Raw genomic sequence first — 25,524 nt, 5'->3', positions numbered from 1 at the left:
CGACAAGGGCGTTGCTGTGTGCCACGGATAGAGCAAAGGGGTTGCAATGGCGGGTTTGTGGGAACCGGTGGGTGGTGTGTTCTGGAGCACTCCACCTGTAGTGCCGGATGAAGGCTGGGTCTATGGGCCGCCGACCGTTGCGTTGCTGGTCGCAGCCGTAGTTACGGGAGTGGTGCTTGGGCGCATGGTCAGAAAATATCGTGGGCAGGAAGACTGGCACGTACGGCAGCATATAACAGAGATTGGTGGCGCCCTCACTCTTATCTACTTAGTCAGTATCGGAGAGCTGACTTGGGGTCGCATCGACACATTGGGAAGCATGCCCCTCAATGAGGTGGGCGACTTCCTCGCCGGTGCCTTCGGCCCTGTGGCGTTCCTCTGGCTGGTCTTGGGCTTCCTGCAACAAGGGGAAGAACTACGTATGAGCACCAAAGCGCTCAAGGATCAAGCCGACGAGCTCAAGAAAACAGTTGAACACCAAGCCACTATGGCAAGCGTTGCAACCAAGCAGATCAAAGCACAGGAAGCAGCTTTAGAGCTACAGATGCAGGAAGCTGAGCGGGTCGGGCGCGCCAATTTCACCTTCGGTAATACTGGTGCTCGCAACGGAGCAACATTCGCAGGTACCTGGAGCGGCATGACCCTCAGAATTTCCCCTTCAAGTGCTCCTGCTTATGATGTGAAAGCTACGTTTGTTCCACCAATTGGCGATAGCAGCACGGTTACATTTGATGCGATTAACGTCGATAGCAATGGTCATATACAACTCAGATACATTAACCAGGCTGAGGATGTATCTGGAGTACTGACCGTTTCTTACAAAAGCAATGATGGACTGCAGCGGCAGGAAAGGTTTGTCTACACCATCTCTAGCACTGACCGATGGGTGAGAGTCATAAAGCGTCTATCAGACCGGGAGTAAGCCTGGGCGCCGATCATGGCGCCCTTTTCAATTGTGCCCGGCGCCTCAGTGGTCGTTCGCTTGTTGCCTACCTAGAACGCAACCCCGCTGCCTTGCATCAGGCTGTATGCCAACCGCTGCGTTACTGCACCACTTGCGCACGCGGTCGACCACCGTGTCAGTGCACCCCAGCTCGGCGCAGATGGCGGTAACGCTTTTGCCGACGTTCCATAGCTCGATGATCGCCGCGTCCAGTGGCAGCGGATCGGCGTACGGCACCAGTGGTTCCCGCTTCGGTGTAGGCGTCCGCTGGCCGCCCTGGTAGGTGATACCGAGTTCAGCCAGCATCGCGCTACGCATGTCGTCGGGGGACAAGCCCTCGGCCACGGCATCAAGGGCACAGCGTATACCCCTGACAATCGCCCTGCGCTTGGGGCGCAGTTCCATCGGTGCCTGTTCTGCGACCATCTGCAGCTGCTCCAACAGCCGCTCAGCCTGTGCTTCGGTCAGCGAGTTCATGGCTCACACCGGCATCTGCGTGGCACCACGCCGCATCGACTCAAACATCTGGTCGAACTCGTCCTGCGGCATGCTCGCAATGTCCTTGGCAGTCAGTCGGCCCCGCTGATCTGGGGCGCGTCCTGCGGCTGGCACAGTAGACAGGCTGGTGGGCGGTGCCTTGCGCTCTTGCCCTGGCACACGCTGACCAGACGGCACAAAACCGAGCTGCTGCGCGAGGTTCCAGATGGTCCGCGCTGGTGATTCGCCCCGAGACACATGGTCGCGCATAAACTGAATGACCGCTGCGTTTTTCGTCTGCTCTAGTGCCTGCGGGTCGGCGTACGGGTGCAGCTGCCGCATGCGCTCCATTGCCAGCCGGTTCACATGCTCACATGCCTCGTCGTAGTGGCTGCCGACTTCGGCGCGCATTTCGTCTTCCGCCGACGAAATAGCTGGCGCCATCGCCGTGACCTCCTGTTGCAGCTGTGCTGAGAACTGCGCCACACGCTGCTGTGTTTCCAGCTGGTTGCGCATCTGACCAAGCTCGTTTGCCATCTGCGCCTTGACGGCGTTCAGGTGGCCTTCGGGGTCATCCTCAAACGCCGGAATCTGTGCTTCAAGCTGGGCCTGTTGCTGCTGCGCGAGGAACGCTTGCACCTGCTGCTGGTAGGCCTGCAACTGGCCGAGCTGCTGTTGCAACTGTGCGGCCTGATCCTGCGCTTCCTTGCGGCGCATGCGCTCTTCCTGCAGGGCGCCCAGTGGCACAGACTTGTTCTTGAGGCCGGTGGGGTCTACCTGCTCGGCGTCGTCTGGGTCATCGTCATCAGCCAGATGTTGGTCACGCTGCTGGGCGTGGTCGGCATACGCGTCCAAATCATCAGCCAGTCGATCCGGCACAACTTGATCGAGCCCGGCGTCATCGCTGATGCCGGTGGTGCCAGTGGCCTGCGCAGCGAAGGCTGCAACATCAAAGGTTTCGTCACTCATTTCGATTTACCTTTCAGGGATGCGACCGGGCCCGGCACATCGACGGGCGTTTTCTTCTCGCAGGGTGCAACGACGGTGCCCGGGTAGCGCGCAACCAGATCGTCGTGGGCGCGCTGGTTGGCTTGCGCCTGACGCTCTTTAACGGCATCGCGCAGCTCGCGGGCGATCTTGGCTTGCAGTGCCGCTTCCTTGAGGCGTGCACGGTAGCGGTCCATTTCCTCGGCGGTGATCGGCTCGCGGTTGATGCGCGTGGAATCCCAGCCGACAACCGCGCCATGACGCACAGTTACGCGCTCAGCGATCTGGATCCGCTTCGCCCAGAGTAACGCCAGCCCCTCGGCTTGGTGCACAGAGCGGGCGTTCTTCTGCGTGGGGACCTCGGGGCAAAAGTTGCTGACATCCACCAGTGGCTTGTCGAACTGTACGACGTACTCCCGGTAGGCTCCGGCCACCACCACACCGTCCTCGTTCTTTGCCTCTGGACGGCGACTATCAGCGGCGACAGGTACAATTTTGACCCGACTCAGGTCGATGTTGTGTAGCTCGCACTCGTGGCGCAGCTGGCTGAGCCGGCTCACATCAAAGTTCACGTCGTTCATTTCTTGGATACCTCAATGTTGTTGCTGCCCTTGAGGCGGTCGAGCGGTCCGCGTTTTCCTGCTACCACCCACGGGATCATGGCGACCTTGACGGCACTGCGAACCCGGCTGGTGAGTTTGTCCAAGGTTTCCCGGCGCTGGTCGTCGTCCATGCGTTGCCAGGCTGTACTACGCATCAGTTTGGTGGCTGCGCGGTGGATCATCTGGCCGGCCACCTGGTTGCGCTCATACACCTGCTCCGGCGTCATGTCGCGGCGCTGCCCCTTGTAGGAGAAGTAGTCCTGTTGCCTACCGGGCGCCCAGCCAAGGCGAGCGGCTTCTATGCGCACAGGGTCGTCGCTGGGTTTGCTGCGGGTGATTGGCCCGAAGCCATGCCACTGGCGTTCGTTCTCTTCCATTGGTGCGCCGAAGTGGTCCAGCTTGATCGGCAAGGATTCGCGCAGGAACGGCGTTCTGTACTTGAGCTGGTCGGTGAAGCTCTTGAAGTCCGCCTGCCGCTTGTAGTCGTCGCCAATACGGGCGGCTTGTGCGCCAATAGTCCAAGGGTTCGCCAGCGTGGCCCCGGTGCTGTTCACCCAACCGGCGCCGTACCTGTCAGGGTCTGCAATTGCCTGCACAGCTTTTGACAGGCCCTGCAGCCATGTCTTCGACAAGAAGTTGCCGGACAGGGCCTTGGTGAACGCGGCGGCTGTGGTGTCGCCATCCTTGTAGTTCTGGTACACGTCGGCACTGATACCGAACAGCGTTGCTAAGGGCTCAATACGGGCGAAGGAATACCACTCGCCATTGATCTTGATAGACAGCGGCTGGTTCCCGGCAGCGAGCCATGCCCGGCGCTCAGTATCGTCGCTTGGGCCTGCACCAGTCAGTACGCCAGCGGCGGCCCCCATAGCACCGAGGGAGTAGACCAGTGAACCTATTGCCTGCCGTGCCAGTACCTGCTCATGGGCAGCACCGCCAGTGCCAGAGGCCTTGCGTGAATCCTCAAACAAGTAGGTCAGCAACGGGGTGTGCTTCACGTTGTAAGCGAGGATCTTGCCGGGCGTCTTCACGAACGGTGCGACCACGTTGCCTACCCCAAGGGGGATCCTGTTCTTGGCACCGTTGAGCATGTTGATGACAGCGCCGGACTTGTCGGTAAAGGTCTGGAACTCGGCAGCAGCGCGGGCGCCTTCCTTCATCTTGTCGGTGGGGTTGGCCACCAAATCCTTAACCCGGGCACCGAGGGCATCGCCTTTCAGGCCTTCACCGACTGCGGTGCGGTAGGCCAGTGAGTAGGTTTCCATGCCGGCGTTGATCGACTTGAAGAAGGCGTCGGCAGCGCCGAGGGCGCGCAGTGGTACACCCCAATACTTTTGACCAAGGAAGTCACTTCGATAAACATCTCTGATTATCTTATCAAACATATCAAAAATAAGTAGAAGTGCTGTGCTAGAGCGGCTGCGCCCCTTGATATGTTGTGCCTAAGATCGCATCACTTGATGCCTTTACCCCATCAAGAATCTCAGAGCAGGCGTAAATTGTATTCCGACACGGCTTAATAACTAAGTTTTAAGTCTAATTTTACATAAATATTTAAGTTAAGGGCTTGGCTTCCGAGCTTGTGGGGTGTAGCACCACGCTACGCCAATGCTGCGGCCCGAAATCCATCTTTAGTCTGCTGTGTTTCTACCAATTCGCGTCGTAGGCGGGGTTGTAGTTGTTTAGCGTGCCGTGCTCTGTAACTTCGCTCCACAACCCCTCTATGTAATCGGCCCAGCGTTGTAGCATTTCACGTCGTTGCGGCAGGTACGCCGCTCGGTCGTAGGTGGCGCCAAGTGTGCCTGGCATCTTGTGTCCCAGGTGTAGATTCATGATGATCCGGTCCAGCCCCAGAACTTCACCGCCTATCGAGAGCAGGGTGGCGCGAAACCCATGGGCGGTCAGTTCGTCGCTGGTGTAGCCCAGGGCGCGAATCTGTCGGAGCAACGACACGGAAGCGATAGGGCGGCCGGCTCGCTGCGGGGAGGGGAGCACCCAGCCAGTAGGCACAGTTGGTTTGACGGGCTGGCCGAATGGGGTCGACAGCTGTGCAATCTGGCCTCTTGTCTGACGTTCCTGGAGTAGGCGCAATTGGCCGATGGCCTGGTCGGGCAGCATCACGACGTGGTCTTTGTGGGTCTTGGTCATCCGATAGCGCCATTCGCCTTTATCCAGGTCCAACTGCTCCCATCGCATGTGCGTCAGTTCAGCCGGCCGGGGCGCCAAGAGCAGAGCCAGCCACAGCGCCGAGACGACCGTACTGCTGTTTGTATTGTGCAGGCGACCGATGAATTCCTTGAGTGCGTCGACAGTTTCTATCGCCGCGTGGTGCACGGTTTTCGGGCGCTTGACCAGGTTGATGCGGCGGGCGGCGATGTTCTCCTTGAGTACGCCCAGGTCGATGGCGTATTCGAGTATGCCGCGCACCACATTATGTGCCTGCTTGGCGACGGCGGGGTATTGGTCCAGGCCCAGAATTAGGTCGCGCAGCTGGATGTACTGCAGGCGGTCGACCTGGGTGCTGCCGAGGCGCGGCAGAATGTGGTTGTTCAGCACCGAGCGGTAGCCGGCCTGGGTCTTGGCAGCCTTGTCCGACTTGTAGATAAGCCAAAGGTCCGTGACCCGCTGGAACGTCCACTGCTCCTTTTCCAGCTGTGCGGCGATGCGTTCCTTCTTGGCAGCCAGTGGCTTGACGCCTTCGGCCACCAGGGTGCGCGCTTCCTGGCCCAGTTCGCAGGCCCTGGCATGGCTGATATCGGGAAACTTGCCTATCGTGTAAAGGCCGCCGACGCCATGCAGGCGATACCGCAAGCGCCAGACCTTGGCAGTGGGGGTGACATGCAGGAAGACGCCCGGCACTGAGCCTACAGGGTACTTGCCAGGTGTGGTGATATCGCGGGCGTCGGCATCGCTGCTGACCCGTTGTTTCTGGTCTTGAGGCACTGGTGGTATCCGCGTCTGGAGCTGGTATGAAAATGTGCTGAAATACTACCACGGAAACGAGATATTCCGCTGGACAAGTGCGTATATTGGAGTATCTTGGATTCACCAAGCGCCATAAATCAAGGGTTTTATGGGTGGTTAGGGGAGCAGCGACAGGATGTTCGATTTCCATCGCAAGTCAGATTTGATCGAAATTCAGCGCACTCGCCAAGCCCTTGCCGAAGCCCAGGCAAAGCTCGCGGCGATCAGCCGTTCCATGGCAATGATCGAGTTTGCGCCTGATGGCACGATCCTCGACGCCAATGCCCATTTCTGCCAGACCATGGGTTATACCGTCGAAGAATTGCGCGGCAAGCACCACCGGCTGTTCTGCGACCCGGCCTACGTGAAAACGGCCGAGTACCAGCAGTTGTGGCGGGAGCTGGGGGAAGGCAAAGCCATCAGCGGGACATTCGAACGTATCGACAAGGCGGGCCGCGAGGTGTGGCTCGAAGCCAGCTACATGCCGGTGCGTGATGAGCTGCAGCACGTCACCAGCGTGATCAAGGTGGCGTCCGATATCAGCCAGCGGGTAAAGGATGAGCACGAAAGCCAGAGCCTGCTCAAAGCCATCGGCCGCTCCATGGCCGTGGTCGAGTTCAACCCGCAGGGGCGGGTGATCAAGGCCAACCAGAATTTCCTCACGACCATGGGGTACCGCCTGGAAGAGGTAGTTGGCCGCCATCATGGGCTGTTCTGCCTGGCGCATGAGCGCGAGTCGGCCGGGTACCGCGAATTCTGGGCGTCGCTGAACCGCGGCGAATACCACTCGCATCGCTTCGAGCGGGTCAACAAGCAAGGCCAGACGGTGTACCTGGAGGCTTCCTACAACCCGATCTTCGACAGCAAGGGCCGGCTTTACAAAGTGGTCAAGTTCGCCAGCGACATCACTGCGCAGGTCAGCACTCAGCAGAGCGCGGCCGAAGCGGCGCATGCCAGCTCTGTGCAGACCGACGCCTGCGCCCGCAAGGGTACCGAGGTGGTGCAGCAGACGGTGCAGGTTATCGAACAGATTTCCCAGGAGCTGAATGACGCGGCGCGCAGCATCGATGCGGTCAGTAAACAGTCGGATGTGATTGGGCAGATCGTTTTGACTATCCGCGGCATCGCCGACCAGACCAACCTGCTGGCCTTGAATGCCGCCATCGAGGCGGCCCGCGCCGGTGAGCATGGTCGCGGCTTCGCCGTGGTCGCCGACGAGGTGCGCAGCCTGGCTGCAAGGACCAGCAAGGCCACCTTGGAAATTGTCGATGTGGTGCGGCAGAACCATGACCTTTCGCTCACCGCAGTGGCCAGCATGCAGTCGAGCCTGACGCGTACGGGGCGAGGCGTTGCCTTGGCGAACGAGGCCGGCACGGTGATCATGGAAATCCAGCAGGGCTCACGCCACGTGGTCGATGCCATCAGCCAGATCAACTCGACGCTGCAATTGCACTGAGGGCATCCGCCAGTTCGCGCTGCAGGGCCTGCAGGCTGGTTTTAAGCCGCAACTGCAGCGCGTCGGTCGGCAAGCCCTCGGCCTGGGCTTGTTCGATGGCTTCGCAATCGCGCACTACCGCGCGCACCTTGAGCATTTTGGCGCCGCCCTTGATGCGGTGGGCCACCGCGCGCACCGCGTCGCGGTCCGGTGCTGCGCCCAACGCATGCAGCGCGGCCAGGTCTTCGCTGGCGCTTTGCGACAGCTGCTCGAGCAGGCGCCGCACCAGTTGCTCGTCGTCCTGGGTGAGGTGGCGCAGCTCGTTCAGGTTGAAACCGCTCCCACTTGGCACACATGCAGCAGCACCGGGGTGGGCCTGCGGTAGATGGGCTGCGAGGGTGCGCAGGCCGAGTGGCTTGAACAGGCAATCGTCCATGCCGCTGGCGAGGCAGCGCTCGCGCTCCTCTGCTTGAGCATTGGCGGTAATCCCGAGAATCTTGCAGGCGGGCAGACCAAGCGCCTGCTCCTGCTGACGAATCCTGCGGGTCAGGTCGTGGCCATCCATGACCGGCATGCTGCAATCGGTGATCACCAGGTCGAACGCTGCTTGCTGCCATTGATCCAGAGCCGTTTGGCCGTTTTCTGCCAAGGTCACCCGATGGCCCAAGGTGGTCAGCTGTTTTTCCAGCAGCAGCAAATTGGCGGGGTAATCATCCACCACCAGGATGTTCAGCGGGCCGTGTTCGCCTTCCTGGGCCGGCGTTTCGGCCTCGGCGGGGGCGGGCGCTTCGCTGGCGGGAGGTCGAAGTTCGACCAGCACCTTGGTACCTACGCCTTCGACGCTTTGCAGGCTCAGTGTGCCGCCCATCAGCTCGGCCAGGGTCCGGCTGATGACCAGGCCCAGGCCTGCGCCTTGGCGTGCCCGCGGGCCTTGCGCCTGGGCGAAGGCACTGAACAGCCGCGCCTGGTCCGCCGGGCCAATGCCAATGCCGGTGTCGCGCACGCTCAGCTCGACCAGCACGGCATTGCCTGCGGTTGCCGGCTGAATCACCAGGCTGGTTTGCACCTCGCCGCGGTCGGTGAATTTGATGGCATTGCTCAACAGGTTGGAAAGAACTTGCTTGAGCCGCAGGGCGTCTGCCAGTACCCAGGCGGGCGCGTCAGGCAATTCACTCTGCAGGCGTAGGCCCTTGGTTCGTGCATTGCCCTCGAAAACCCTCAAGGTGCTGCGTACCAGTTCAACCAGGTCGGTAGCCGCCGGTTGCAGGGTCATATGGCCGGATTCGACGCGTGAGATATCCAGAATGTCGCCGATCAACCCCAGCAGGCCAATGGCCGAATCGTGCGCGGTCTGCAGCGCCAGGACGTCGCAGCGCCCGGCTCGGCCGTCTTCGAGCGCCAATTCGAGCAGGCCGATCACCGCATTCATGGGGGTGCGGATCTCGTGGCTCATGGTTGCCAGGAAGGTGCTCTTGGTATGGCTCGCCTGCTCTGCGTCGTCTTTCGCCTGGCGCAGTTGTTCGAGCAGCCCGCGGCTCAGTGCCAGCTGCTCCTGCAGCGCGCGTTGGGCTTCTGTGCGCTGGTGGATGAGCTTGCGCAGGTAGCTGTTCCAGAACACCACGCCGGCCAGCACCAGTGCAGACAGCACCAGTACCTGCAGCGCCAGCGTACGGTAATTGCGCCATGGGCTGTCGCTGACCAGGCTGCTGGTGCGCCATCGGTTGATCAATTGGTCCAGCTCCTCGGGCGGGATGCTCAGCAGGGCCTTGTCGAGGATGGCCTGCAGTTGCGGTTGGCCGGGGGCGACGGCGAACGCTGCCATGGCCGGGTTTTCGCCGAGCACACTGGCAATACGCAACTTATCCTTGAAGACGTGGTTGATGTAGTACGTAGCATTGATGTGGCTGCTGTAGGCGACGTCAGCGCTGTCGTTGGCCACGGCTTCCATGAGCCTCAGGGGGTTGTTCACCTCGACGACCTTGGCCTCGGGGTAGCGGCGCTGCACTTCGGCGCGCAAGGGGGAGCCACGCACTACGGCAATGCGCTGGCCATCAAGGTCTCTGGCTTGCACTTGCCACCCCGCCTGGTTGCGCGTTACCAGGACCCGCGGGCTCACCAGGTAGGGGCGGGTATAACGCAGCTGGGCCGCACGCTGCGCGCCGTAACCCAAGGCACCGATCATTTGCGCCTCGCCACGTGCCACCTGCTCGACCATGGTCTGCACGGCATTGCGCTCGATGAACTTGAACTGCAGCCCGGTGCGCAAGCTGATCCGCTTGAGCAGGTCGATGGTAATACCTGTCGGTTGCTGGCGGGCATCGTTGAAGGTCAGCGGGGCGAGTGCCGTGTCGATCAGTACGCTGACCGTCGGGTTGCGATCGATCCAGGCCTGCTCTTCAGCGCTGATCGCTGACAAGTGACGCTCGAGCAGGATGCTGGTGTTGCCGCTGCTCCAGCGGCGCAGGATGCTCAAACGTTCACTTTCGGTGATCCTCGCCAAGGCTGTATCGACCAGGCGACGAAGGCGTGGGTTGTCACTGGCCAAGGCGAAAGAGAAACTGCCGGGAGGCACCTGGCAGAAATGGTCGATTCTCACCAGGCCCTGGTAGCTTTTGCCGATGAGATAGTCGGTACTGATGGCATCGCCCAGGTACGCATCCGCATCGCCCATCTCAACCGCGGCCAGGCCGGCCAGGGTAGAGCGATAGAAACTCAGCTGAGCCTTGGGGTAGCGCGCGCGGACCGTTTCGCCCGGCAAGTAATGATCGACCATTGCCAGGCGCAGGCCGGCGAGGTCTTTGTCGTTTTTCAGGGTGCGCCCTTCGCGGGTAACGATGACCGGCAAGTCGTCGGCGTAGGGCAGGCTCAGGCTTAGCTGGGCATCGGCGGCTTCGAAGCCGTTGGAGCTGCCCAGTAAGTCGATCTTGCCATCACGCAGGGCAGCGATCGCCTCATGGCGGTTGGAAAACCGCCTGACTTCGATCGATATGCCCAGTTGCTCGGCAATCAGCCCGGCATAGTCTGCGCTGAGGCCTTCATAGTCGGCCTGGCTGATGTTGATATCGAACGGCGGGTAATCGGGGCGGGAGCTCCCCAGCAGCAAAACCTTGCGTTGCTGCAGCCATTGCCGGTCTTCGCTGCCCAGTTGCAGCGGTGGCGCAGCACTGATGGAGCGCGCCAGCAGCTGCCGTGGCTCGGCGTCGGCGAGGGTTGCAGGTGAGCAGCAGAGCAGGCCGATGGCCATGAGCAAGCCTGCCAGCGAGCGTTTCATGGCGATTGGGTGCCTACTTGACGTAGTTGCGCGTGGCCAGGTCAACCATTTCCACCAATGATTCAGTCTTGAGCTTGTCCATGATCCGTCCACGGTAAGTGCTGATGGTCTTGGCACTGAGGTTCATGCAATGGCCAATGTTCTTGTTGTTCTCGCCACGAGCCAGGCGCCGCAGTACCTCCATCTCGCGGTTTGACAGGCTGCCCAGCCGCGCTGCCTCGCTTTCCAGCGAATTGCTGTTGACCGACATCTGCGGAAAGGTTGAATAGCCTTTCACCAGCGCCTTGAGTGCAAAGACGACAGCCTCGAGGTCTTCATCCTTGGTCACGAAGGCGCCAATGCCGGCGTCCAGGCAGCGGCGTACGTACAGGTCGGTGGCTTGCCCGGTCAGCACCATGATCCTTGGCACTTTGGGTAGCTGCTGCAGGCGCTTGATCACCTCCATGCCATCAAGCCCCGGAAGCCCGATGTCCAGTACCACCACATCCGGTTGCAGGTTGCGTGCTACCTGGCCAACTTCACTCCCATTGTCGACCTCACCGATAACTTGAAAGCGCTCGCGCTCAAGCAACATGCGCAGCGCGAAGCGGACGGTAGAGTGATCGTCGACGATCAGCACGGTTGTCATGAGGAAAACTCCTGTCGAAATGTGGTCCGTTTCCCGGGGTTGATCAGGAATACGTCTGCAAGGTCTTTCTGCAGCGCAGCACGATACTTCCATTCCGACGCCTTGATAATGGCGAGTATAGATCTGTTGACTAAGCGGGCTGACTTTGTTGAAAAATCCTACAAAAACGGCGGAGGGCGGGCATCGTCAGGGGCATTTCGACGCTGCCTGCCCTCGGTAGCTGCTTATGCGCAGGCGGCGTGAGGCTTCGACACGCGCTGGGTGGAGGCGGGGTTGTTGCTGAGTGCCTGGCCGACGCGCGGTGGGCGGGCCAGCAACTGGCCGGCGCAATTTGGGCAGCGGCCCTGGAAGCGGGTTTCGGCACAGTTGCGGCAGAAGGTGCATTCGAACGAGCAGATCAGCGCTTCAGGGCTGTCGCCCGCAAGATCAATGTCGCAGCATTCACAATTGGGGCGTAGCTCGAGCATGGGCGTGACTCCGGTTCGCGCAATGGAACCTGGAGTCTGCTACGGCCCCTGTCGGGTTGGCAACGGTCAATCACCCGGGCGATAGAGGTGTGCGTGCCCTGCGCGGTACAAGGCTGACGCGGCGAACGGCGCGTCCCCGAGCACGTGGCCGACGAGGATCAGCGCCGTGCGGCGAAAGCCCTTGGCGGCCACCTGTTCGACGATAGTGCCAAGCGTGCCGCGGGCCCAATCCTGGTCCGGCCAAGTTGCACGGTGCACCACGGCGACCGGGCAGTCGAGACCGTAATGGGGCACAAGTTCGTCGACGATACGTGCCAGGTGCTTGACCCCCAGGTGGATGGCCAAGGTACTGCCATGGCGCGCCAGGTCGCTCAGTTGTTCGCCTGCAGGCATGGGTGAGCTGTCGCCGTAACGGGTGAGAATCACCGTTTGCGCGACCTCTGGCAGGGTCAGTTCGCAGCCCAGCAATGCGGCGCTGGCGGCGGTGGCCGTAACTCCGGGGATGATCTGGTAGTCGATATTCAGCTCGCGCAGATGGCGGATCTGTTCCCCGATGGCGCCATACAGGCTGGGGTCGCCACTGTGTACCCGGGCCACGTCCTGGCCTTTTATATGGGCCGTGTGCATGGCCTCGATGATCTGGTCCAGGTGCAGTTCGGCACTGTTGATGACTGTCTCGGCCTGATGGCCCTCGAGCACTGCCGTCGGCACCAGAGAGCCGGCGTAGATGATCACCGGGCACTGACGGATCAGGCGTTGCCCCTTGACCGTGATCAGCTCGGGGTCGCCGGGGCCGGCGCCGATGAAGTAGACCGTCATGAAGATTCCTTGCAGGTAATGGATGTAGCGATTATCCGCCGCAGGCGAGGGCGAGGGTAGCAGGGCCAAGCGATCGCCGCGTCACCTGGAGCCTGGCGTTGCCGTGGTCGAGGTGCGCGAGGGCCAGGGCCGCACTTTCCGCGACACCCCAACAGCCGCTGTGGGCGTGGGCCAGCGCAGAGCGATGGCTGAGCAGGGGCTCGAACGGGTGCAGCTGGCTGGCGGTGAACAGCTTCAACGGTAAGCCGTAACGTTTGGCGAGTTGTTGCAGGCCTGGCTCGTCGGCCTTCAAATCGATGCTGGCAATGCCGCGCAGCGCTGCCAGCGCCAGGCCGTGGCTTTCCAGGGCCTGACGCAGCAGCGTGTCGAGCACGTCCACCGGGCAGCCCCGGCGGCAACCAAAGCCGGCGTACAGTGCCGGCAGTGGGTGCTGGTTTGCCATCAGGCGTGGCTGGAGCGGCGGTACAGCCAGGCGCTGAGCAGGCCCAGGGCCAGCCAGAAGGCGGCATTGGTTACCCAGGAAGCGATCTTGAACTGGGTTTCCAGGGCCTCAGGGGCCAGGCTTTGGTGGACGTCGGGTTGCGGAGCACCGATCACGTGGGGTACTGCCAGCAAGACCACGCCGATCACCTTGAACAGCCAATGCCGGGCGAACACCAGCAGCGCCAGCCCCAGCCCGGTGGCGGCAGCGGTGCCGATCCACCAGCTTTGGCGCTGGCCGAGGTCGGCGGCGGCGGTGCCGGGTAGCTCCGGCGGCAGGCCCAAGGTGGGCGCCAGGCAGAACACGGCGAAGCCGGCCAGCCCCCAGAGCGCACCTGTGCTGACGCGGTTGGGTTCACGCAGGCTGTAAAGCGCAGCGAGGATCAGGGCAAAACCGACTGCGACGACCAGGTTGCCACCGGTGGTGGACAGGATGCGCTGCCAGCCGTCTTCTGGCGACCAGGCCTCGGCGCTGTGTTCATGACCTGCTGCATGTTCGTGGGCAACGGCCGCTTCGCCGTCATGGCTATGGTGCTCGGCGGCGGGGGCTGCCGATTCGTAGGTTTCGGCCTGGAGGATCAGCGGGGCGACCCAGAAGCTTTGCAGCAGGGTCAGCAGCAACGCTGCAAGCAGGCCGCTGAACCCGGCGGTGCGGGCAATGCGCTTGATCATGGGGCGGTCTCAGTGGCAGGGGAATGCGGCGCTGTGGCGGGTGTCGTGGGCGGCGTTGTGCACGGCTTCGATGTGCGAGAAGCCGGCGAAGTAGATCAGGCACAGGCCGAGCAGGCTGGCGCCGGCGGCGATGATGACGCGCTGGCTGAGGGTAACGGGGGTGGCGATGGTGTGTTTGGCGCTGGTGATGGGCATGTCGCGTTCCTCTGCTTTGCTTTTTATAGGGGCAACGGGGCACAGGCGAGCGCGACAGCCCCGGGCGTGGATGGCCCAGGGGAATGCGACAGCGCCCGCCCACCGCGGGGTGTTCATGAACGCCAGGCCGGTCTCCGGGCTTGCGAGGAGGAGCAGGGCTCCTGTGAACGCGTCACCTTCCCATGCCGTACTGCCTGGCACAGTGGTCTAGACGCTTCGCTCGCTTACCGTTGCGGGGGCAGCACCGGAGTTGTCGGGCCCTGGTCGGGCCTGCGACGCACCGGTTTCCCGTTTCACCCCCGTGGGGGCACCTGAACGCAGGGTGTAAGGAGAGCACGGGGCAGGGGTGGCGTCAATTGGTTGATGGGGTTGGGGGGAGGCGGGTGGGGCGCGAAGGGGGTTCCTTGAATGCAGTGGCGGTGCTCGGTCGGGAGGGTGCCACAAATCTCAAGCCATGAGTTGACCACCCGCCACCCCCCGCGTAGCCTTGCCGCTTCGAGGTTCTTCGGCCAAACCGAAGCTAAGACGGGAACGCGGTACAAGCCGCGGCTGCCCCCGCAACTGTAAGTACCGGCAACGGATCGACACAGCCACTGCGCCCAGGCGCGGGAAGGCGTCATCCCGCCAGGCCCTTGTCTGATCAGGGCCTGAACGGTGCAAGCCAGGAGACCTGCCTCGCAACGATTTCGACTTTCAACCGGGCGGGGTGATCCGGTGGCGAACGAGCCCGGCCGGCCTGGCCCGAGGCTTTCGTCCCGCATGCCCGCGCCATCCTGCCAAGGGCAACGCGACATGAAAACACTGGCCAAGCTCCCCGTCACAATCGTCACCGGCTTCCTCGGCTCTGGCAAGACCACCTTGCTCCGGCACATGCTCGACAACGCTCAGGGCCGTCGCATCGCGGTCATCGTCAACGAGTTCGGTGAGCTCGGCATCGACGGCGAAATCCTCAAGCAGTGCAGCATCGGCTGCAGCGAGGAAGAGGCCAGCGGCCGTGTCTACGAACTGGCCAACGGCTGCCTGTGCTGCACCGTGCAGGAAGAGTTCTTCCCGGTGATGCGCGAACTCGTGGCCCGCCGCGGCGACCTCGACCACATCCTCATCGAAACCAGCGGCCTGGCCCTGCCAAAACCGTTGGTACAAGCCTTCCAGTGGCCAGAAATCCGTAACGCCTGCACCGTCGACGCGGTAATCACCGTGGTCGACAGCCCGGCCGTGGCCGCTGGCACCTTCGCCGCCTACCCCGACCAGGTCGACGCCCAGCGCAAGCTCGACCCCAACCTGGACCACGAATCGCCGCTGCACGAACTGTTCGCCGATCAGTTGGCCAGTGCCGACCTGGTGGTCCTCAACAAAGCCGACCTGATCGACGCCGAAGGCCTGGCCAAGGTGCGCGCCGAAGTCGCCGAAGAACTGCCGCCTGCGGTCAAGGTGATCGAAGCCAGCAGCGGCCGCCTGCCGCTGGACGTGCTGTTGGGTGTTGGCGCTGAGTCGGAAGCGCACATCGATGGCCGTCGCACCCACCATGACTCCCACCATGACGGCGACGACGATCATGATGACCACGACCATGACGCCTTCGATTCCATCTCCATCGACCTGCCAGAAGCCGACGAAGCCCTGCTGCTCGACGCCCTGACCCAGCTGGTAGTGGAGTTCGGCATCCTGCGTGCCAAAGGTTTCGCAGCCATCCCCGGCAAGCCGATGCGCCTGCTGGTCCAGGGCGTCGGCACCCGTTTCGACAAGCACTTCGACCGCGCCTGGCGCGCTGGCGAGCCGCGCATGACGCGCCTGGTACTGATTGGCCAGGACCTCGATGCCGCGCAACTGGAAGCGCGCCTGCGCCAAGCCCTGGGCGCCTGACCCATGCACCTGCTGCGGACCCAGCCCGGCGGCTTCGTGCCGGACGACAGCATCGCCGACCTCGGCCAGACTCCCGCCGAGCTGGTGATCCTCTGCAGCGGCGACTCGCACCTGGCACTGCTCGCCGAAACCGCCGAGCAACTGCCAGACGACTTCCCCAGCCTGCGCCTGGCCAACCCCATGCAGGTGCAGAACCATGCCTCGGTCGATCTGTATATCGACGAGGTACTGCGCCATGCCAAGGTAATCCTGGTGTCGTTGCACGGTGGGGTCGGCTATTGGCGCTATGGCGTCGAGCAGTTGGTCGAGCTGACCGCGCGCGGCGTGCAGCTGATCCTGGTGCCGGGTGACGACCGCCCGGACCCTGAGCTCACCGGCCTTGGCACCGTCACCGGTGAACCGGCCGAGCGCCTCTGGCACTACCTGCGCCAGGGTGGCAAGGCCAATGCCGTCAACCTGTTCAAGTGCTTGGCCAACCAGTGGCTGGGCCGCGATTACAGCTGGGATGCGCCGCAGCCGCTGCCGCGCACATCGGTCTATCACCCGGCCAACCCCGCGGCGGCCCTGGAAGACTGGTACGGCGAGTGGCGTCCGGAATACCCGGTGGCGCCGCTGCTGTTCTACCGTTCGCACCTGCAGGCGGCAAACACCGCGTTCATCGACGTGTTCTGCGAACGCCTGCAGGCATCAGGCCTCAACCCGTTGCCGATTGCCGTCGCCAGCCTAAAGGAAAGCGCGTGCCTGGAACAGGTCGAACGCTGGCTGGACGACGTTGGGGCCGAGGTGTTGATCAACACCACAGGCTTTGCTCTGTCCAGCCCGGAGCGCCCCAACCTGCGGCCGTTCCGCCGAGACATCCCGGTGCTGCAGGCGATCTGCGCGCAAGACAACCAACCCGGTTGGGAAGCCAGCGAGCAGGGCTTGGGTGCCCGCGACCTGGCCATGCACATTGCCTTGCCCGAGCTGGACGGGCGCATCATTACTCGCCCGGTAAGCTTCAAGGACATGGCCTGGCGCAGCGAGCGCAGCCAGTCCGATGTGGTCTGCTACCGCGCCCACCCCGAGCGCATGGACTTCGTAGCCGAGCTGGCAAGGCGCTGGGTCGAGCTGGCGCGCCTGCCCAACGGGCAGAAACGCGTGGCGCTGGTGCTGGCCAACTACCCAACCCGTGACGGGCGCATCGGCAATGGCGTCGGGCTCGACACCCCCGCAGCCGCCCTGAACATTCTCAAGGCGCTGCGGGCAGAAGGTTACCCGCTCGACGAACTCCCCGGCAGTGGCACGCAGCTGATTCACCAGTTGCTCGGCGGCGTGACCAACGACCTCGATCACCTCGACCAACGGCCCTGCGCGCAGAGCCTGAGCCTGTTGGATTATCAGGCCGCCTTCGCGCGGCTGCCCGCCGCCAACCAGCAAGCGGTGCTGGAACGTTGGGGCCCGCCCGAGCAAGACCCGATGTACCGCAGCGGCCGGCTGATGGTGGCTGGCCTGCGTTTTGGCCTGACCTTCGTCGGCATTCAACCTGCGCGCGGTTATCAGGTCGACCCCAGCGCCGTGTACCATGACCCCGACCTGGTACCACCACACGGCTACCTGGCATTCCATTTCTGGCTACGCCATGCCTTTGCTGCCGATGCGGTCATCCATGTTGGCAAGCATGGCAACCTCGAGTGGTTGCCAGGCAAGGGCGTGGGCTTGTCCGCCCAGTGCTGGCCAGATGCGCTGCTGGGCCCATTGCCAAACATTTATCCGTTCATCGTCAATGACCCGGGCGAGGGCGCCCAGGCCAAGCGGCGCACCCAGGCGGTGATCATCGACCACCTGATGCCGCCGCTGACCCGTGCCGAAACCTACGGCCCGCTGCGCCACCTGGAGCAACTGGCCGACGAGTTCTATGAAGCGCAGATGCTCGACCCACGGCGTGCCCGTGAGTTGCAGCGCGACATCCTTGAGCTGGTGAAGGCCAACCACATCGACCGCGAGTTGCAGCTGGAAGGCCAGCTGGATGATGCTGCCGTGTGGTTGCCGCGCCTGGACACCTACCTGTGCGACCTCAAGGAATCGCAGATTCGCGATGGCCTGCACGTGTTCGGCGAGTCTCCGCAGGCACGCCTGCGGATCGATACCTTGCTGGCCCTGCTGCGCGTCGAGCGCGCAGATGGGCGCGGCGGCAACGCCAGCTTGCTGCGCACGCTCGCCAAGGCTTTGGCGTTAGGCTTCGACCCCTTGGACTGCGACCTCGGCCAAGCGTGGGAAGGGCCATGTCCCCCCCTGCTGCAAGCCATCAGCCAAGCGCCGTGGCGCACCTTCGGTGATAGCCGCGAGCGTCTTGAATTGTTGGCGTTGCAGGTCATCGAGCAAGCCTTGAACGGCGAACTGCAACTGCCCGCCGAGGCGCAATGGCAGGCGGTACACGAGGTGGTCCAGGCCTTGCGCGAGCAGGTGGCACCCAACCTTGACGCTTGCGGGCCAGCAGAAATCAACGGCCTGCTCGCAGCCCTGGCGGGGCGTTTCGTGCCGGCAGGCCCCAGCGGCGCACCCAGCCGCGGCCGCCTGGATGTACTGCCCACGGGCCGCAACTTCTATACCGTGGATGTACGCAACCTGCCCACCACCACGGCCTGGCGCCTGGGCTTTGCCTCGGCGAACCTGATCCTCGAGCGCCATTTGCAGGACCATGGCGACCACCTGCGCCAGCTCGGCCTGTCGGTGTGGGGCACGGCGACCATGCGCACCGGCGGTGATGACATCGCCCAGGCCATGGCGCTGATGGGGGTAAGGCCGGTGTGGGCCACCGGCAGCCAGCGCGTCGACGATTTCGAGATCCTGCCACTGAGCCTGCTCGACCGCCCGCGGGTGGACGTGACCTTGCGCGTCTCGGGTTTTTTCCGCGATGCGTTCGGCAACCTGATCCGCCTGTTCGATGCAGCGGTGCAGGCCGTGGCGGCGCTGGACGAGCCGGATGACCTCAACCCCTTGGCCGCGCGCGTGCGCAGCGAGCGTGAAACGCTGCAGGCGCAAGGTGTGCAAGCCGAGCAGGCCGCACGCCAGGCCGGCTGGCGGGTATTCGGTGCCAAGCCCGGCGCGTATGGTGCCGGGGTGCAGAATGCAATCGATGGCCGCCTGTGGCACATCCGTGAAGACCTGGCCGAGGTGTACCTCAACCATGGCGGCTACGCGTATGGCGCCAGCGACGAAGGCACCCCCGCGCGGGCCCAGTTCGCCCACCGCCTGGGCCAGGTGCAGGCGGTGCTGCAGAACCAGGACAACCATGAGCACGACCTGCTCGATTCCAACGATTACTACCAGTTCCAGGGGGGCATGCTGGCGGCGTCCGAGACCTTGTCCGGCGAGCGGGTGGCCAGTTATCACGGCGATCACAGCCAGGCCGACCGGCCGCGTATTCGCACCCTCAAAGAGGAATTGAACCGCGTCATTCGCGCCCGCGCCCTCAACCCCAAGTGGATCGACGGTGCCAAGCGGCATGGCTACAAGGGCGCGTTCGAGCTGGCGGCCACAGTCGACAACCTGTTTGCCTTCGACGCCACCACGCACCTGATCGACGACCATCATTACCAGTCGCTGGCCGATGCCTATGTGCTCGACCCGGCGACGCGCGACTTTATGCGCGAGCACAACCCCGAGGCCTTGCGTGACCTCACCGAGCGTTTGCTGGAGGCCCAGCAGCGCGGGCTCTGGGAAGCCCCAGGTGAATACCGGGAGGCCTTGGAGGAACAGCTGCTCGACGGCGAGGAACAGGCTTGAAATGAGTGAACCCGTACAGTTTCCCCTGGCGGCCGTGGTCGGCGCCGACGACCTCAAGCTGGCCCTGTGCCTGACCGCCATCGACCCGAAGATCGGCGGCGTGCTGATCGAGGGCCCACGCGGCATGGCCAAGAGCACCGTGGCCCGTGGCCTGGCCGACCTGCTTGGCGAGGGGCCGTTCGTGACCTTGCCGCTGGGCGCCAGCGAAGAGCGCCTGGTCGGCACCCTCGACCTCGATGCAGCGCTGGGGCAGGGCAAGGCGCAGTTCTCGCCGGGGGTGCTGGCCCAGGCAGATGGTGGCGTGCTGTATGTCGATGAGGTCAACCTGCTGCCCGACACCTTGGTCGACCTTTTGCTGGACGTGGCTGCCAGCGGCACCAACCGGGTTGAGCGTGACGGTATTTCCCATCGGCACAGTGCGCGTTTCGTGCTGATCGGCACCATGAACCCCGAAGAAGGTGAGTTGCGCCCGCAGCTGCTCGACCGCTTTGGCCTGAATGTGGTGCTCGAAGGTTTGCCGGCACCAGAAGCGCGTCAGCAGATCATTCGCCGTCGCCTGGCTTTCGACACCGACCCGCATGCGTTCTGCGAGCAATGGGCCGCCGCCCAGGCGCAACTGCGCGAACGCTGCCAGGCGGCCCGCCAGGGCTTGGCGGCCATCGCCCTGGACGACCAGGCCTTGGCCTGGATCACCGAGCGTTGCTATGCCGCCGGGGTCGATGGCCTGCGTGCCGACCTGGTCTGGTTGCGCGCCGCCCGCGCGCATTGCGCCTGGCGCGGTGGTGAAGTGATCGAGGAGGGCGATGTCGATGCCGTGGCAGAGTTCGCCCTGCGTCATCGCCGGCGTGCGGCGCCAGAAGCCGCTCCACCTTCAGCGCCGCCTGAGGCGGGCGGCCACGATGCGCCCAGCCAGGGCGGGCAGGGCGATTGGGGGGCGCTGCCCGCGCAACCGGTGGCCAGCGGCGCCAGGCGCGAGGTGCCGAACTGGGCAAAAAAGCCCTGAGCATCCGCCCTGCGGGCAAGGTGGCGGATGCCATGCCGCGTGTCGGCAAACTGGCCGGTAGCAGCCGCGGGCGCGTACGTGCAGCGCCGGCTGGCCGCGTGGCCTGGCTTGCCACTTTGCTCAAAGGGCGGCCGCGGCAGCGCCAGGACCTTTGCTGGCAGCAGCGTCAGGCCCAGGCTACCGAACTGTGGCTGGTCATCGTCGATGCTTCGGCGTCCACTCGCCGCTATCAGGCACTGGCACACAGCAAGGGGCTGTTGGCCGAAGTGTTCGACCAGGCGTATCGCCAGCGTGCCCGCCTGGCGTTGCTGACCGCCAGCGGTGCCGGCCCGCAGTGGCAGCGCCATGGCCTGAAAGCCTCGGCAGCTCTTCAGCCGTGGCTGCAAGCCCTGGGCGCGGGTGGCGGCACGCCGTTGATTGCAGCGTTGGAGCAAGCCCGGCACTGGTTGCTGGCGCGGCACAAGGCCCACCCTCAAGAGGTGCAGCGCTGCCTGGTATTCACCGATGGCCGCCTGCAGCGCTGGAATGCCTTGCACCCCATGCCGTGTGCCACGTTGTTGGTGGACATGGAATTGGCGCCGGTTCGGCTGGGGCGCGCGCGGCAGTTGGCCACACAGTTACAGGCCGAATATCAGCATCTTGAACAATTCAGGATAAAAGACTGAAGGCGAGGGTGCGACACTATGTCGCAATGGCAAAAGTTGCCGAAAGGCTGATGGCAAAGTTACACAAGTGCGTGCTGGGCACGCACTTGCAGGCTAACTACCGCTATTACTTCGGCATCGACCAGGGCTGCAGGTCATAGCCTTTCTGGCACAGTTCGGCGCGCACTTCCTCGATCAGGCTAGCCCACTGCGCAGGGTCGGAGTAGATGCGCGAGGACACTTGTTTGCTGCCGATGCGGGTGTTGGTCCGGTCGACCACTGCCAGGCTCAGCTCACCCGTACCGTTGGGTGCGTCCCAGGCAACGCACTGGAAAGGTTCGAAGGCGTGGTCGGCGATCAGCAGTGCTTCGTTGACACGGAGCTGGGCATTCATGGTTCGGTCTCTCTATGGTCCCAAACATCGAAATTCATGTCCGCGTTACTGCAATGGCGCTTCAGGTAATCGCGATCTGCAGTGCGGGGTTATTTGTACTGATGCTCCCTGTTGGGGGTGGAGTCACACAATCACTGTAATTTTTTAACTGTGAAACATTTTTTTAATGTCCTGCGCCGCCTGTGACGCTGATTAAATTGAAAAATTCCCGACTGGCGTAGTGGCCAAACAATTCGGCAGACAGACGGTAGTGGGCGCCGTCAGGTTCGTTGCTACTGTTAAGCAGGCGCCGCAACTTACTGTTTTCACGTAAAAAACCACAATTTGGCGCCAAGGAACGGTCATGCACGAAACCGCCTCCCTTCGTCGCTTGCTCATCGTCGACCCCTGCGACGATTGCCACCGCTTGCTACCGGGCCTTGAGAGTGCCGGCTGGGACGTCCACAGCTGTAGCCTGGACCTGGCGCTGGAGCACCGCTGCGATATCGGCCTGCTGCGCCTGCAGGAGTCGCACCTGCGTCACCCCGACGCGGTAAAAGACATGATCAAGCGCAGCAATACCGAATGGATCGCCGTGCTCAATGCCGAGCAATTGCGCATGCAGAATGTCGGTGACTTCGTCTGCGAGTGGTTCTTCGATTTCCATACCCTTCCGTTCGACGTCTCCCGGGTGCTGGTGACGCTGGGCCGTGCTTTCGGCATGGCGCGTTTGCGCGGCAAGGGGGCGGTGCCTGTCGATGGTGTGGAAGACGAATTGCTGGGGGACAGCCGGCCGATTCTGGAGTTGCGCAAACTGCTGGGCAAACTGGCACCGACCGAATCGCCGGTGTTGATCCGCGGCGAGAGCGGCACGGGCAAGGAGCTGGTTGCACGCACCCTGCATCGCCAGTCGCAGCGCTGCGAAATGCCGTTCATCGCCATCAATTGCGGGGCAATCCCGGAGCACCTGATCCAGTCCGAGCTGTTCGGGCATGAAAAGGGCGCGTTCACCGGCGCGCACCAGCGCAAGGTGGGGCGTATCGAAGCCGCTCACGGTGGTACGCTGTTTCTCGATGAAATTGGCGACTTGCCGCTGGAGTTGCAGGCTAATTTGCTGCGTTTTCTGCAAGAAAAACACATCGAGCGGGTGGGCGGCAGCCAGCCGATACCCGTGGATGTGCGGGTGCTGGCGGCAACGCACGTGGACCTGGAGCGGGCCATCGAGCAAGGGCGATTTCGCGAGGACCTGTATTACCGGCTCAACGTGCTTCAGGTGGTGACAGCGCCACTGCGCGACCGCCATGGCGACCTGTCGATGCTGGCCAACCATTTTTCCCACTTCTACAGCCTGGAAACAGGGCGCAGGCCACGCACCTTCAGTGATCACGCCCTGGCTGCCATGGGCCGGCACCACTGGCCGGGCAATGTACGCGAGCTGGCCAACCGGGTGCGCCGCGGGCTGGTGCTTGCCGAGGGGCGGCAGATCGAGGCGCAGGACCTCGGCTTGCACGTGCTGGAGCAGGAGGAGCAGCCCTTGGGTACGCTGGAGGACTACAAGCACCGGGCTGAACGCCAGGCGCTGTGCGATGTGCTGGACCGGCACAGCAACAACATGAGCATTGCCGCGAAGGTGCTTGGGGTATCGCGGCCAACGTTCTACCGGTTGCTGCACAAGCACCAGATCCGCTGAAACCGTGGCCCCGTGAGGGGCCAGTGCTGCGAGCGTTCAGCTCGACTGGGCTATGTGCCCGTCCGACAGCTCCTCGACCGACTCTTCTTCGTCCGGCAGTGCCGTGATCACGCTGAAATCGCTCACCTCGACCTCACCACCGCCATACCCCAGCAAATGGAAAGAGAACGCTTTGCGCACGGTCGGGTTGTCGAAGCCAAATTCCATTTCCAGCGGCTCATCGGCGGTCACGCGAATCTCGTCCGGCAGCCCCAGCGGCACATCCTGCTCCAGTTCCTTGGCCTTGAGTTGAATGTAGGCGGCATGCTGCGGGTCAAGTACCCGCACCTTCACCCGTACACGCGTCCGAGAGCCCTCGGGCATTTCCAGGTACTGCGCGCCAATCAGGTTGTCGGCCCAGTCGTCGTTGATCTGCGCCTGCAACTGGATGGCCGAGGGGCCACCGAACTGGTAGCGCAGGTTGAGCGGGGTTTGCAGCAGGGACTGGTCGAGAACACCGGCGAGGGCGCCGAGCTGTGGGCCAAGGTTGCTGTCGCCGGCGCCCAGGTACTTGGCCTGGTCAGCGATGAACCCTTCGCTGGCATAACGGCGGCAGCGCTGCTGGAAGTCGCACTCGGTAAACACGCCCTGGCCGTTGTGGTAACGCAACATGCCATTGGTGTAGGAAATCATCTCCCGGCCGGTGTCGTAGTCGCGGAACATCGAGCGCCCGGCCAGCGCCACCGGCATCGGCAGGGCAAAGTAATCGAGCAGGGAGTTGGCCAGGTCCACGTGGCCGTAGGTACCGCGTTTGATGTGCGGCAATTGCGCCTGCTCCGGTGCCAGGGTCAGGTTGAACCCCCAGGAGGAGGCCAGGCGTACGCCATCGATACCATGGGACTCGTCCGACGTCACCACCACCAGGGTGTCCTTGAGCACGCCCTGGCGCTCCAGGTTGTCGAGGAACGCGCCGATGGCGTCGTCCAGGTACGCCACGGCTGCCTGCTTGGGCGTGGCGTAGCGATCCAGGTAGTCTGCAGGCGCCGAGTAAGGCTGGTGGGTGCCCACGGTCAGCAAAGTGAGCATCCATGGGCGCTCCTGCTGCCTGAGCTGGCCGACATAGTCCAGCGCGCCTTCGAAGAACGCCCGGTCATCCTTGCCCCAGGGGAATTCCAGGTAGTTGTCGTTGCTGAACCACTCAAGGCCATGCACCGAGTCGAAGCCGATGTGCGGCATGATCCGGTCCTTGGCCATGAAGCGCAGGCCCGCACCCTGCAGGTAATGCGTGGTGAAGCCGGCCTGGCGCAGTTGGGCAGGCAGGCAGGCTTGGTTGCGCTGGTGCTGGGTGAGCAGCTCCATGCCCTTGGGCGTGCCGTTGGCCAGCTTGTCGTAGTCGCCGCAGAGCATGGCGTACAAACCGCGGATGGTCTGGTGGGTATGCAGCACGTAGTCCGGGGTGTTCATGCCGCGCTCGGCCCAGCGGCTAAGGTTAGGCATCAGGTCTTCGTCAAAGCGGCTGTGCAGGGCCTGGCGGTTGGGCCGTACATAGGCGCCGGGGATGCCTTCGACGGTGATCACCAGCAGGTTACGCGCATTGCCGGGGCCAGCGAGCAGCCGCTGGCCATGCAGGTCGGGCTGGGTCAGCCCGGCGCTTGGCAGCGGTGTAACGGGTGGCGTCTGCCCGGCCCAGCCCAGTGCCTGCTGCTGCAGGTCGGCGACGCCGGCGGACAGTAACTGGTGCGCAAGGTTGTATTGCCGCCACTGGTCGGCATCGGACGGCGCCAGGTGCTGGCTACCCCAGTGCACGCCAAACAGCGCCAACGGGATGGACAGGGCTTTCAGCCCGAATGCGGCGCCACGCTGGCCACGGCTGCGCCAGGCAGCCAGCGCCCAGGCCAGCAAGCCTGCACCCAGGGCCCAGGGCAGCCAGGCGTGGGCCAGGCCACCGCCGGTGGAGTTCTCCATGAACTGGGGGTCGAACAGGTAGCCCAGGTCGGCACTGTTGGGCAGCCGCCCGACCGCACTCACCAACTCGGCCGATGCCACCCACAACGCGGCCCATGCCACCAGCACGGGCAGGGCCAGCCACAGCGGCCGGCGGTGCAGAAGCAGTACCAGCAGGCTGCCAAGCGCGAGGTCCGACACATAGCCGAGCGGGTTGGACCAGCCCAGCAGGGCGCGCGCAGCCAGTGGAACCACCAGCACCAGGGCTGCCAGGGCGACAAGCCGGGTGTGCGAGGGGCCAAGCAGGTTTTTCACGAAAACTT

The 25,524-nt window shown here is 63.4% G+C and carries 22 protein-coding genes, 1 pseudogene and 2 riboswitches; of the genes and pseudogenes, 8 read left to right on the top strand and 15 right to left on the bottom strand.

The window, feature by feature from the left end:
* The first annotated feature begins 46 nt into the window (after nt 1–46).
* On the top strand, nt 47–922 hold the full coding sequence (locus tag ACFY68_RS20110) for a hypothetical protein (RefSeq protein WP_387530844.1): 876 nt from the start codon (nt 47–49) through the stop codon (nt 920–922).
* 45 nt (nt 923–967) lie between these two features.
* On the opposite strand, the gene ACFY68_RS20105 is transcribed toward ACFY68_RS20110, so the two are convergent.
* The 5 genes from ACFY68_RS20105 to ACFY68_RS20085 form a co-directional block, all read right to left on the bottom strand.
* The gene (locus tag ACFY68_RS20105; protein ID WP_387530841.1) at nt 968–1,420 is read right to left on the bottom strand and encodes a hypothetical protein; all 453 of its coding nucleotides are present in this window, start codon (nt 1,418–1,420) and stop codon (nt 968–970) included.
* A gap of 3 nt (nt 1,421–1,423) precedes the next feature.
* Nucleotides 1,424–2,389 (bottom strand): hypothetical protein, encoded by a 966-nt coding sequence (locus ACFY68_RS20100; protein ID WP_387530838.1) that lies wholly within the window; start codon nt 2,387–2,389, stop codon nt 1,424–1,426.
* Nucleotides 2,386–2,988 (bottom strand): hypothetical protein, encoded by a 603-nt coding sequence (locus tag ACFY68_RS20095; RefSeq protein ID WP_387530835.1) that lies wholly within the window; start codon nt 2,986–2,988, stop codon nt 2,386–2,388. Before ACFY68_RS20095 ends, ACFY68_RS20100 begins: the two co-directional genes overlap by 4 nt.
* Nucleotides 2,985–4,274 carry a hypothetical protein gene (locus ACFY68_RS20090; protein ID WP_387530832.1) on the bottom strand — a complete coding sequence of 430 codons (1,290 nt, stop codon included), beginning with the start codon at nt 4,272–4,274 and terminating at the stop codon, nt 2,985–2,987. The genes ACFY68_RS20095 and ACFY68_RS20090 overlap by 4 nt, the downstream gene beginning before the upstream one ends.
* A gap of 382 nt (nt 4,275–4,656) precedes the next feature.
* Nucleotides 4,657–5,952 (bottom strand): tyrosine-type recombinase/integrase, encoded by a 1,296-nt coding sequence (locus tag ACFY68_RS20085; protein WP_387530829.1) that lies wholly within the window; start codon nt 5,950–5,952, stop codon nt 4,657–4,659.
* Between the two features lie 157 nt (nt 5,953–6,109).
* Between ACFY68_RS20085 and ACFY68_RS20080 the strand changes: the two are divergent.
* Together ACFY68_RS20080 and ACFY68_RS20075 are read left to right on the top strand one after the other, a co-directional pair.
* A pseudogene (locus ACFY68_RS20080) lies at nt 6,110–6,892 on the top strand (PAS domain-containing protein); the annotation flags it as partial.
* Nucleotides 6,893–6,934: 42 nt separating this feature from the next.
* Nucleotides 6,935–7,429: a methyl-accepting chemotaxis protein gene (locus tag ACFY68_RS20075; RefSeq protein ID WP_387530882.1), complete on the top strand. Its 495-nt coding sequence runs from the start codon at nt 6,935–6,937 to the stop codon at nt 7,427–7,429.
* Here ACFY68_RS20075 and ACFY68_RS20070 read toward each other — a convergent pair.
* From ACFY68_RS20070 to ACFY68_RS20040, 7 genes are all read right to left on the bottom strand, one after another.
* On the bottom strand, nt 7,404–10,679 hold the full coding sequence (locus ACFY68_RS20070; protein WP_387530826.1) for a transporter substrate-binding domain-containing protein: 3,276 nt from the start codon (nt 10,677–10,679) through the stop codon (nt 7,404–7,406). The genes ACFY68_RS20075 and ACFY68_RS20070 overlap by 26 nt on opposite strands.
* A gap of 13 nt (nt 10,680–10,692) precedes the next feature.
* Entirely contained in the window at nt 10,693–11,307 is a 615-nt protein-coding gene (locus ACFY68_RS20065) for a response regulator transcription factor (RefSeq protein WP_346614293.1), read from the bottom strand.
* A gap of 224 nt (nt 11,308–11,531) precedes the next feature.
* Complete coding sequence (locus ACFY68_RS20060; protein ID WP_387530822.1) at nt 11,532–11,774, bottom strand: DUF1272 domain-containing protein; 243 nt, start codon at nt 11,772–11,774, stop codon at nt 11,532–11,534.
* Between the two features lie 66 nt (nt 11,775–11,840).
* Nucleotides 11,841–12,593: a precorrin-4 C(11)-methyltransferase gene (cobM, locus tag ACFY68_RS20055; RefSeq protein ID WP_387530819.1), complete on the bottom strand. Its 753-nt coding sequence runs from the start codon at nt 12,591–12,593 to the stop codon at nt 11,841–11,843.
* Between the two features lie 31 nt (nt 12,594–12,624).
* Nucleotides 12,625–13,017 carry a cobalamin biosynthesis protein gene (locus ACFY68_RS20050; RefSeq protein WP_387530880.1) on the bottom strand — a complete coding sequence of 131 codons (393 nt, stop codon included), beginning with the start codon at nt 13,015–13,017 and terminating at the stop codon, nt 12,625–12,627.
* 17 nt (nt 13,018–13,034) lie between these two features.
* Nucleotides 13,035–13,745 carry a CbtA family protein gene (locus ACFY68_RS20045; protein ID WP_346614289.1) on the bottom strand — a complete coding sequence of 237 codons (711 nt, stop codon included), beginning with the start codon at nt 13,743–13,745 and terminating at the stop codon, nt 13,035–13,037.
* 9 nt (nt 13,746–13,754) lie between these two features.
* Nucleotides 13,755–13,940: a CbtB-domain containing protein gene (locus tag ACFY68_RS20040; RefSeq protein WP_387530816.1), complete on the bottom strand. Its 186-nt coding sequence runs from the start codon at nt 13,938–13,940 to the stop codon at nt 13,755–13,757.
* 107 nt (nt 13,941–14,047) lie between these two features.
* Nucleotides 14,048–14,270: riboswitch (cobalamin riboswitch) on the bottom strand.
* Between the two features lie 151 nt (nt 14,271–14,421).
* A riboswitch (cobalamin riboswitch) is annotated at nt 14,422–14,633 on the top strand.
* A 99-nt stretch (nt 14,634–14,732) separates the two neighbouring features.
* On the opposite strand from ACFY68_RS20040, the gene cobW reads away from it, so the two are divergent.
* The 4 genes from cobW to ACFY68_RS20020 are packed head-to-tail and all read left to right on the top strand — an operon-like array spanning nt 14,733 to nt 21,236.
* The gene (gene cobW / locus ACFY68_RS20035) at nt 14,733–15,803 is read left to right on the top strand and encodes a cobalamin biosynthesis protein CobW (protein WP_387530813.1); all 1,071 of its coding nucleotides are present in this window, start codon (nt 14,733–14,735) and stop codon (nt 15,801–15,803) included.
* 3 nt (nt 15,804–15,806) lie between these two features.
* Nucleotides 15,807–19,568 carry a cobaltochelatase subunit CobN gene (gene cobN / locus ACFY68_RS20030; protein ID WP_387530810.1) on the top strand — a complete coding sequence of 1,254 codons (3,762 nt, stop codon included), beginning with the start codon at nt 15,807–15,809 and terminating at the stop codon, nt 19,566–19,568.
* A 1-nt stretch (nt 19,569) separates the two neighbouring features.
* Nucleotides 19,570–20,571: an ATP-binding protein gene (locus tag ACFY68_RS20025; RefSeq protein ID WP_387530807.1), complete on the top strand. Its 1,002-nt coding sequence runs from the start codon at nt 19,570–19,572 to the stop codon at nt 20,569–20,571.
* A gap of 32 nt (nt 20,572–20,603) precedes the next feature.
* A complete protein-coding gene (locus tag ACFY68_RS20020; RefSeq protein WP_387530804.1) occupies nt 20,604–21,236 on the top strand; it encodes a VWA domain-containing protein in 633 nt (210 codons plus the stop codon).
* A gap of 106 nt (nt 21,237–21,342) precedes the next feature.
* On the opposite strand, the gene ACFY68_RS20015 is transcribed toward ACFY68_RS20020, so the two are convergent.
* Together ACFY68_RS20015 and ACFY68_RS20010 are read right to left on the bottom strand one after the other, a co-directional pair.
* Nucleotides 21,343–21,609 (bottom strand): hypothetical protein, encoded by a 267-nt coding sequence (locus tag ACFY68_RS20015; RefSeq protein WP_346614284.1) that lies wholly within the window; start codon nt 21,607–21,609, stop codon nt 21,343–21,345.
* A 163-nt stretch (nt 21,610–21,772) separates the two neighbouring features.
* A complete protein-coding gene (locus ACFY68_RS20010) occupies nt 21,773–21,958 on the bottom strand; it encodes a hypothetical protein (RefSeq protein WP_387530802.1) in 186 nt (61 codons plus the stop codon).
* Here ACFY68_RS20010 and ACFY68_RS20005 point away from each other — a divergent pair.
* Entirely contained in the window at nt 21,953–23,278 is a 1,326-nt protein-coding gene (locus tag ACFY68_RS20005; protein ID WP_346614282.1) for a sigma-54 dependent transcriptional regulator, read from the top strand. The genes ACFY68_RS20010 and ACFY68_RS20005 overlap by 6 nt on opposite strands.
* A gap of 36 nt (nt 23,279–23,314) precedes the next feature.
* Here the strand turns inward: ACFY68_RS20005 and ACFY68_RS20000 are convergent, their stop codons facing one another.
* Nucleotides 23,315–25,516, bottom strand: coding sequence for an LTA synthase family protein (locus ACFY68_RS20000; RefSeq protein ID WP_387530799.1), 2,202 nt, complete (start codon nt 25,514–25,516; stop codon nt 23,315–23,317).
* Between the last annotated feature and the right edge of the window lie 8 nt (nt 25,517–25,524).

It is taken from the genome of Pseudomonas sp. NPDC012596 (genome assembly GCF_042902325.1).
GTDB lineage: Bacteria > Pseudomonadota > Gammaproteobacteria > Pseudomonadales > Pseudomonadaceae > Aquipseudomonas.
This window is presented reverse-complemented; position numbering and strand designations above follow the sequence as displayed.

Bases quoted from the DNA above. Each gene is read 5' to 3' on its own strand.
- ACFY68_RS20040 (WP_387530816.1), bottom strand. From the start codon at position 13,940: ATGCCCATCACCAGCGCCAAACACACCATCGCCACCCCCGTTACCCTC.
- ACFY68_RS20025 (WP_387530807.1), top strand. From the start codon at position 19,570: ATGAGTGAACCCGTACAGTTTCCCCTGGCGGCCGTGGTCGGCGCCGAC.
- ACFY68_RS20110 (WP_387530844.1), top strand. From the start codon at position 47: ATGGCGGGTTTGTGGGAACCGGTGGGTGGTGTGTTCTGGAGCACTCCA.
- ACFY68_RS20090 (WP_387530832.1), bottom strand. From the start codon at position 4,274: ATGGAAACCTACTCACTGGCCTACCGCACCGCAGTCGGTGAAGGCCTG.
- ACFY68_RS20070 (WP_387530826.1), bottom strand. From the start codon at position 10,679: ATGAAACGCTCGCTGGCAGGCTTGCTCATGGCCATCGGCCTGCTCTGC.
- ACFY68_RS20005 (WP_346614282.1), top strand. From the start codon at position 21,953: ATGCACGAAACCGCCTCCCTTCGTCGCTTGCTCATCGTCGACCCCTGC.
- ACFY68_RS20105 (WP_387530841.1), bottom strand. From the start codon at position 1,420: ATGAACTCGCTGACCGAAGCACAGGCTGAGCGGCTGTTGGAGCAGCTG.
- ACFY68_RS20020 (WP_387530804.1), top strand. From the start codon at position 20,604: ATGCCGCGTGTCGGCAAACTGGCCGGTAGCAGCCGCGGGCGCGTACGT.
- ACFY68_RS20045 (WP_346614289.1), bottom strand. From the start codon at position 13,745: ATGATCAAGCGCATTGCCCGCACCGCCGGGTTCAGCGGCCTGCTTGCA.
- cobW (WP_387530813.1), top strand. From the start codon at position 14,733: ATGAAAACACTGGCCAAGCTCCCCGTCACAATCGTCACCGGCTTCCTC.
- cobN (WP_387530810.1), top strand. From the start codon at position 15,807: ATGCACCTGCTGCGGACCCAGCCCGGCGGCTTCGTGCCGGACGACAGC.
- ACFY68_RS20065 (WP_346614293.1), bottom strand. From the start codon at position 11,307: ATGACAACCGTGCTGATCGTCGACGATCACTCTACCGTCCGCTTCGCG.
- ACFY68_RS20100 (WP_387530838.1), bottom strand. From the start codon at position 2,389: ATGAGTGACGAAACCTTTGATGTTGCAGCCTTCGCTGCGCAGGCCACT.
- ACFY68_RS20095 (WP_387530835.1), bottom strand. From the start codon at position 2,988: ATGAACGACGTGAACTTTGATGTGAGCCGGCTCAGCCAGCTGCGCCAC.
- ACFY68_RS20060 (WP_387530822.1), bottom strand. From the start codon at position 11,774: ATGCTCGAGCTACGCCCCAATTGTGAATGCTGCGACATTGATCTTGCG.
- cobM (WP_387530819.1), bottom strand. From the start codon at position 12,593: ATGACGGTCTACTTCATCGGCGCCGGCCCCGGCGACCCCGAGCTGATC.
- ACFY68_RS20015 (WP_346614284.1), bottom strand. From the start codon at position 21,609: ATGAATGCCCAGCTCCGTGTCAACGAAGCACTGCTGATCGCCGACCAC.